This is a genomic window from uncultured Arcanobacterium sp. (genome assembly GCF_947253055.1).
GTDB lineage: Bacteria > Actinomycetota > Actinomycetes > Actinomycetales > Actinomycetaceae > Arcanobacterium_A.
This window is the reverse complement of sequence record NZ_CAMXYE010000008.1, coordinates 20,296-27,621: the sequence shown is the minus strand read 5'-3', so window position 1 is coordinate 27,621 and position 7,326 is coordinate 20,296. Positions and strand designations below refer to the sequence as shown.

Here is a 7,326-nt window from a genome sequence, read left to right as displayed (position 1 = left end):
GATTAGAATAACGGTCTCGTGGGCTCGGAGATGTGTATAAGAGACAGTTTTTAGGTAGTTGTTTCTTTATTATGCAAAGTTATATGTTTGCACGCGTAGCGTATAGGTATATAGCAGGATTGGGTAATAATATTTACTTCTCTGAAATTACTCTACGGCACGGAATTGCTATCATTTCTAGTTTGAGCGGGTTGGCAATCCTTTTCTTCTTGTTTTTACTAGCTTACAAACAAGAGAAGAGTAGTACTCAGATCGAGAAAGTATAATTTTGAAAGTAGTTTTTTATTATCTTTTTTTTGGGGGCACCGCATTCATAATTGATTTTGGCTTGCTGTGGTTTTGTAAATCAATTTTAGGCTTTCCAGCCGGATTTGCGGCTTTTATCGCTTTTGCAGTTTCGACTTGCTATGCATTTTTAACGCAACAACGTTTGACATTTAAAAGCACTATTTCAACTGGTAGTTCAATTAAACGTTATATTTTTCTATTAGTGATAAATATGATTTTTACCGTTGTAGTGGTGCAGCTATTCGATTCTTTATTCAGCTTGTACCTATTAGGAAAAATTATTAGCACCGGAATGACTACGCTATGGAATTTCTTCTTGATGCGTAGTTGGGTTTTTAAAAATAATAGTGTTTCTGCAGAATAATTTAAATTCCATAGAATTTAATTACTTGCTAAAGATGATGCTAAAACAAAATCTAAATCTTTATACTAAGTGCCTCACGCATCTCCCCGCTATCCGTACTATATAATTGAACTAGGTATTTAATTAGATTTGATATCTGCTTAGAAGAGATACTTGCTTTAAAGGAGCAGCAATGAAAGTATTAGTGACCGGTGGCGCTGGATTTATCGGCGCTAATTTTGTGCATACCACAGTAGAAAACATGCCGGATGCGGAAGTGACGGTATTAGATAAGCTCACTTATGCAGGAAATGCCCAATCGCTTGCCGGTTTAGAGCGTGTAAATCTGGTGCAAGGGGATGTGGCAGATGCGGATACGGTAGACCCCTTAGTAGCCGCAGCCGATGTAGTGGTACATTTCGCTGCTGAATCCCATAATGATAATTCTTTGCGCGATCCGTGGCCCTTTATTTCCAGCAATATTATCGGCACTTATCAGCTTCTGGAAGCGGTACGCCGGCACGGCACCCGCTATCACCATATTTCTACTGACGAAGTTTACGGTGATTTAGAAATTGGGGAAGATCGTAAATTCCAGCCTGGTGATGCCTATATTCCATCTTCTCCTTATTCAGCATCGAAAGCTGCTTCTGATCATTTAGTGCGCGCTTGGGTACGCTCTTTCGGCATTCCGGCCACTATCTCCAACTGCTCTAATAACTATGGCCCGTACCAGCATATAGAGAAATTTATTCCGCGCACTATTACGAATCTTTTTGACGGAATTAAACCGCGCGTCTACGGTACGGGCGAGCAGATTCGCGATTGGATTCACGTGCTCGATCACAATACGGCCGTCTGGGAGATTATTAATCACGGCAAAATTGGCGATACCTATCTCATTGGTGCAGACGGTGAACTCACAAATCTGCAGGTGACGCAGATGATTCTCGAAGAATTTGGGCTAGATAAAAATGATTTTGAGCATGTAAATGATCGCCCCGGCCATGATCAGCGCTACGCTATCGACAACACTAAGCTAGTGAAAGAACTCGGCTGGCATCCGCACTACACCGATTTCCGGGAAGGTTTGCGCGATACCATCAAATGGTATCGGGAAAACGAAGATTGGTGGCGCAGCGAAAAAGCAGAAATAGAAGCTGGTTACCGGGCGCAGGGTCAGTAACACTTAAAAAAGTTTAAAGTTTAAATCTTAAAGCCGGCAGGTACTTCCCTGCCGGCTTTAATTTATTACTTATTTTTATTGCCGGATTGTGCTACTTTTTTATTGCCGAATCGCACTACTTTGCCGGCATTGAATCTATTTATTATTTAATTCTTTATAGAACGCCTGGCACTCTTCCCACGTTGGAAGTAAACCTTGCTCTTTCGCTTCGATTAGAGTCGGAGCGGCGGTATCTTTTTCACTCCGCAGTGGAGTCAAAGGATTACCCGCGGGAGTAGTGGTAGGCCATTCAATTCCTACCGTCTCATCGAGCGGAGTAATTCCATGCTCACGCCCCGGGTTATAACCTGCAGAGCAAAGATAAACTACCGTGGAATTATCTTCGAGCGCCATAAAAGCGTGCCCGAGCCCCTCTGCTAAATAGATAGCGCGCCGGGTGATATCGTCAAGCAGCACCGAATCCCACTGCCCGAAAGTGGGGGAACCTACGCGAATATCTACGGCAATATCTAGTACAGCTCCGCGCGCACACATTACATATTTGGCTTGGCTCGGTGGCACATCAGCAAAATGAATACCCCGCAGCACACCCGCTGCGGAGACGGAAGTATTCACCTGCTGCAGGTCTAGGGGATGCCCCACCGCTTCTGCTAGAGCACCTGCTTTATAGGCTTCTAAGAATACTCCGCGGGGGTCCGGATGCTGCTGCGGAGTAATCTCGAATGCTCCAGCTATTTTCAAAGGGCGAATCTTCATTTTTTCTTCTCTCCGGCGCGGCGCGCCTTTCTACTTTTATCTATGCTTCTATTATCCAGCACTGTGGAAGCGCGTGAGTATTTTTTTCCGTATCTGGAGGCCACATCGCAATAACCAGCGGAGCGGTGCTTGCCTAGGTTTATTATAAACACCTTTTAAATACAGATAAGCCGATTCATGATGTGCCGCAATCATGGGCAACGGGCGCTCTTTCCAAGATTTACCCTGCTCGTGGCACACAACTGCCGATGGTACATAGAGAGATTGCCAGCCGTGCGCTTTCATATCTTCGCCCAACTGGGTATCTTCAAAAAACATGAAATAGCGATTATCAAATCCACCGCATTCGCGGAAGGCGGCCATCCGGATGAGTAGGCACGCTCCGGAAAGCCAATCTACCGGAGTATTTTCCGCAGTAGTGAGGAGATTTTGATATTTTTTGGTAAAAGGATTGCCCGGCCAGATAGGAGCGAGCACTCCATGGCCTATTCCAGAAAGTAGCCGCGGAAAATTCCGGGCAGAAGGATAGATATCACCGCCGGGGGTGTAAATACGTGGCCCATATACTCCCGCTTGGGGATTTTCTGCCGCTGCTGCCAATAATTTTTGTACAGTATCGGGCTGTAACTGCACATCCGGATTCACCACGAGAAGCCACTTCCCGCTATAATCTGCAGCTCCTAAATTGACTGCCCGCCCGTAGCCCAGATTTTCTCCTGCTTCTACTATCCGCACATTTTTCTGTAAAGCTGCTTCTTCCAGTGCGGGGGTAGTCCCACCATTATTAACAATTACTAATTCCCAATCGTTTCTAGGGGATTCAGTATCGAAAGTATTTGATGGCAGATCGAATTGTAGAGATTCTATACTAGCTATTAGTTTTAATAATTCCGTTCCCGGATTAAATGCTACCGTTACTATGCGCATTTTTCGCCCATCGAAATTTTCTATTTCTGAATACTGCTGCCGATTACCAGCCGCGGAGTACCTGCCCACAGCGCGGGATCAGTTATGCGCCGGCCATCAAAAAGCACCTTAATACCGGGGAAATCTTGCGCAGAAATTGTGCGATATTTTTTATGATCTGCCTGCACTATTACTGCATCTACTTCTGTGCCTAGGTGATAAGCTTTCCAACCGAATTTAGCCAATTCACTATCGCTAAACATTGGATCGTGCACCGCTACTTTTGCGCCGCGCTTTTCTAATTCGCTCACGGTAGCGAATACTCCCGAAAAAGCAGTCTCTTTTACGCCACCGCGATAAGAGGCGCCTAATACAGCTACTTTTTGATCGCGTAAATCTCCCATCACCTCGGCGACCCGCTCTACCACATAAGCCGGCATACCCGCATTGAATTTACGAGCTGTACGCACAATAGAAGCATCTGGATCAGTAGAGAGATAGAGCCGCGGATACACCGGTATACAATGCCCTCCTACCGCAATGCCAGGGAAATGAATATGTGAATAAGGCTGAGAATTGCAGGCATTAATTACGCGCTGCACATCAATACCCGCTTTATCGGCATATACCGCAAATTGATTAGCGAGCCCAATATTCACATCCCGATAAGTAGTCTCCGCCAGCTTTGCCATCTCGGCCGCTTCCGCATTACCCATATCCCAGACGCCATTTGGTTGTGGCAAATCCTCGCGCTTATCAAAAGTGAGCACAGATTCATAGAATTTAATTGCTTTTGCGGTGCCAGCAGGAGAAAGCCCGCCCACTAGTTTCGGATAACGGCGTAAATCTTGAAATACCCGCCCCGTAAGCACTCGCTCCGGAGAGAACACTAAGTGGAAGTCTTTTCCTTCCCGCAGGCCGGAAATTTCCTCAATCATAGGCTTCCAACGGTTGCGCGTAGTGCCTACTGGCAAAGTAGTTTCATAAGAAATTAGCGTATTGGGAGTGAGATGAGCAGCTAAAGATTTAGTAGCGGCATCCATCCATCCAAAATCAGGATCCCAAGTCTCATCATTTACGAATAGCGGAACTACTAGTACCACTACATCTGCTCCGGGGATAGCTTCTGCATAATCAGTAGTAGCCCGCAACCGACCAGCCGGCACTAATTTAGCGAGTTTTTCCTGCAGATGTGCTTCTCCGGGAAATGGCTCTAGCCCTTGATTAATTTTTGCTACCGTTTCGGCATTTACATCTACACCGATTACTTCGTGCCCGGCGTCTGCAAACTGAGTAGCCAACGGCAGACCAATTTTTCCCATGGCGACAACTGCAATATGCATTTTTCGCTCTCTCCTAGTTCGAATATCTAAAGTATACGTAATCCCTAATTGTAGTCGCTCAGTAGGAAGAAGCGGATGTATTCACCTGTGTATTTTGTAATATCTGAGCTAACTAGCGGTTATTAAAGAAAATGTATACAAGGATTTGGAAAAATTTGTACCTATCTCCAGTTTACTTCCCCGGGTTGAATACACGAATCTTCTGATTTCTGTACCGTGCCTTGATTATTCGGTTGCGGATTGCTGCTACGTGGAGGAGTGTAGCTTTGCTCAGAAGCTCGCTGTCTAGCTATTTCAGCTGCGCGTTGTGCAGCCAGTTCCGCTTCGTGCTGCCGGGCAGCTTCTTCTGCCGCCGCAGCTTCGGCAGCTGTTCTTTCACTTTCTTTTTGCGCCGCCACTGCTTTTTGATTTTCTAAAGTTGTAAAAGTACTGCCAGTGCTATCTTTAGCACTGATATAGATTACTTTGTCTTCTATTGAGTACTCTAGAGAGATTTCCGTTGTTTTTTCATAATCTGCTTTGGCAATTCGGTAAAGTACATGCTGGCTATCGTCGGAAAAAGTTATACGAAGATCGCGTTGTTCCTTCAAATTTACTGGTGTTCCTGCTGAATCAGTAGAGGAGTTATCTTCTTTAGTGCCATCAATAATAGGTAGCCAAAGATCGGCAGTTTTATCTGCTTTAAATACGGAATCGCCACTAAATGGTAAATTTACAAAATTTCCATCTCCGGCTACGTCGTAATCTACGCTTTTGATGTCGTATCCGGTTTTATTAGTAATTTGCAGGGGTTTTGCGGTGTTATCTGATGATCCGATTACAATATCTGATTTCTTTACTTCTGCTTTTTGCGCAGTTTCTTTTTTATCTGTTTCGGAGCTGCAGCCCGCCATACTTAATAAATAAAATCCGCACACAATCAAAGCGAGAATTTTTATAAATCCCGTACGCATTTTTGGCGATTCCCTGTACATCCGCAATCCTTCCTAAAATTACGAGTTATTAATTATTTTGGCTTTAATTTGTAGATAAGTTTTTAGGCATTGTTTCAATAAGGTAAGCAAACTTACCTAAACTTTTACTGGTCACATAAAATTCCACCTTATCAGCCATTCTAATAAGATTATTATCGATATAGAAGCGGTATCCGTAGTCTGAGCCTTCTTTAGTGGTGATTTTAAAACCTTTGTAATAAGTGGCCGTACTTTCCTGCGGATTGGCACCATAATTTATTATGCGAGCGTGCACCTCGGTATCCGAATTTTGGTAATCAGGAGGAATTAATCCATCTAGTACAGCAAAATTTTCACTTTTTTGCACAGAAATAGTATTAGATAACGGGGCAGGTGCTGGCCGTAATTCATAATTAGTCAATGGCGGCTCCGGAATTGACAGCTCCGGAGGAGTGGTGGCAAAAAATGCGATATGGCGTTCAGCGCGTTCAATCAGTATAAAGTCTGGCTGAGTGCGAAGAGCACCCGAAATATCATAGGGGACCAATTTAGAATAATTCACTATGTGGAAACTTGGAGAGAGCATAGGAACTAGTGCATTCCCGAAAGAATCGCGAAATACATACAGATTTTTTTGCCCAGCTCCGACGGTTTGAAATAAGTTAGCAGTGACATCGACGGGAGCATCCGGGCGCGCGTCGGCGCCAATATAATGCCATAGTTTATTCGAGGCTGGTTCGGCGCTATTAAGACCGGTAGCTTCCCAATTTGGCTCTTTAGCTTTAGAAGTGGGATAGAGCATGGTCTGCAAATCACCGGTGAATCCAGAGCCTAGTTGCCATTTTGGCTTAGCTGCAATATTAGGTATTTTCCACGTATTGAGTATGCGCTCGGCGCCTAGATATGCTCCTTGATTATCCCAATGAGTATCGGTTTTTAAATAACGTACATTTTTGCTGTCACTGAAGAGTTGGGTAAAATCTACGTACTTTATTTCTTTATTTTTTAAAGCATTTTGCAGCCGAGTGAGATTTGAATTTTCTCGCGCACCTGCCAAATAGCGACTGGGCATATACTGCGGATAAAGAGTATTTTTATTCGGTACAATTGCTACTAATAATTGCACACCTTGTGCAGATAAATTTTCTTCGAGTAATTTTAAGTTATAAGCGGCGTTTTCGATTCCCGAATCACTTAATTGCTTTCGCCCTAGATAATCGTTAATAGTGCCGGAGTAGTATAAGAATCCTTCTTTTCCGATAACTACTTGATCAGTAGGAGAGGTGGAAAAGATAGTGTTTTCTAAATGCGCAAGTGCAGAAATCATCTTTCCGCGCAGTGGAAAATGATGTTCGAAATATTTACCTGTTTCGGGTAAAAAATTTTTATTAATTTTTCCGTCTTTGGTGAGAGTGGGAGCGGCTACCGCCTCGTTTGCCGATGCATCTTGCCAACGCGAAGAGGAAAAAATCATAGTAAGACTAGGAATAAGCATAGCTAAGAGGCAAATTATAATAAATATGAAATCGCGTATTTTGCGGGATTTTTTCT

At 43.9% G+C, this 7,326-nt stretch carries 7 protein-coding genes; 2 read left to right on the top strand and 5 right to left on the bottom strand.

All coding sequences use genetic code 11. The features are described from left to right. Positions 1–268: 268 nt before the first annotated feature. Positions 269–652: a GtrA family protein gene (locus tag Q0X35_RS01210; protein ID WP_297564588.1), complete on the top strand. Its 384-nt coding sequence runs from the start codon at positions 269–271 to the stop codon at positions 650–652. 172 nt (positions 653–824) lie between these two features. Then, positions 825–1,817 (top strand): dTDP-glucose 4,6-dehydratase, encoded by a 993-nt coding sequence (gene rfbB / locus Q0X35_RS01205; RefSeq protein ID WP_297564586.1) that lies wholly within the window; start codon positions 825–827, stop codon positions 1,815–1,817. A 135-nt stretch (positions 1,818–1,952) separates the two neighbouring features. On the opposite strand, the gene rfbC is transcribed toward rfbB, so the two are convergent. The 5 genes from rfbC to Q0X35_RS01180 all read right to left on the bottom strand — a co-directional run bounded on the left by rfbC (position 1,953) and on the right by Q0X35_RS01180 (position 7,249). Further along, positions 1,953–2,573 (bottom strand): dTDP-4-dehydrorhamnose 3,5-epimerase family protein, encoded by a 621-nt coding sequence (rfbC, locus tag Q0X35_RS01200; RefSeq protein WP_297564585.1) that lies wholly within the window; start codon positions 2,571–2,573, stop codon positions 1,953–1,955. A gap of 51 nt (positions 2,574–2,624) precedes the next feature. Further along, positions 2,625–3,500, bottom strand: coding sequence for a glycosyltransferase family 2 protein (locus tag Q0X35_RS01195; RefSeq protein ID WP_297564584.1), 876 nt, complete (start codon positions 3,498–3,500; stop codon positions 2,625–2,627). Positions 3,501–3,520: 20 nt separating this feature from the next. Further along, positions 3,521–4,822, bottom strand: coding sequence for a nucleotide sugar dehydrogenase (locus Q0X35_RS01190; RefSeq protein ID WP_297564583.1), 1,302 nt, complete (start codon positions 4,820–4,822; stop codon positions 3,521–3,523). A gap of 161 nt (positions 4,823–4,983) precedes the next feature. Beyond that, positions 4,984–5,796 carry a hypothetical protein gene (locus tag Q0X35_RS01185; protein ID WP_297564582.1) on the bottom strand — a complete coding sequence of 271 codons (813 nt, stop codon included), beginning with the start codon at positions 5,794–5,796 and terminating at the stop codon, positions 4,984–4,986. 43 nt (positions 5,797–5,839) lie between these two features. Continuing rightward, a complete protein-coding gene (locus tag Q0X35_RS01180) occupies positions 5,840–7,249 on the bottom strand; it encodes an alginate O-acetyltransferase AlgX-related protein (RefSeq protein WP_297564580.1) in 1,410 nt (469 codons plus the stop codon). Positions 7,250–7,326 lie beyond the last annotated feature (77 nt).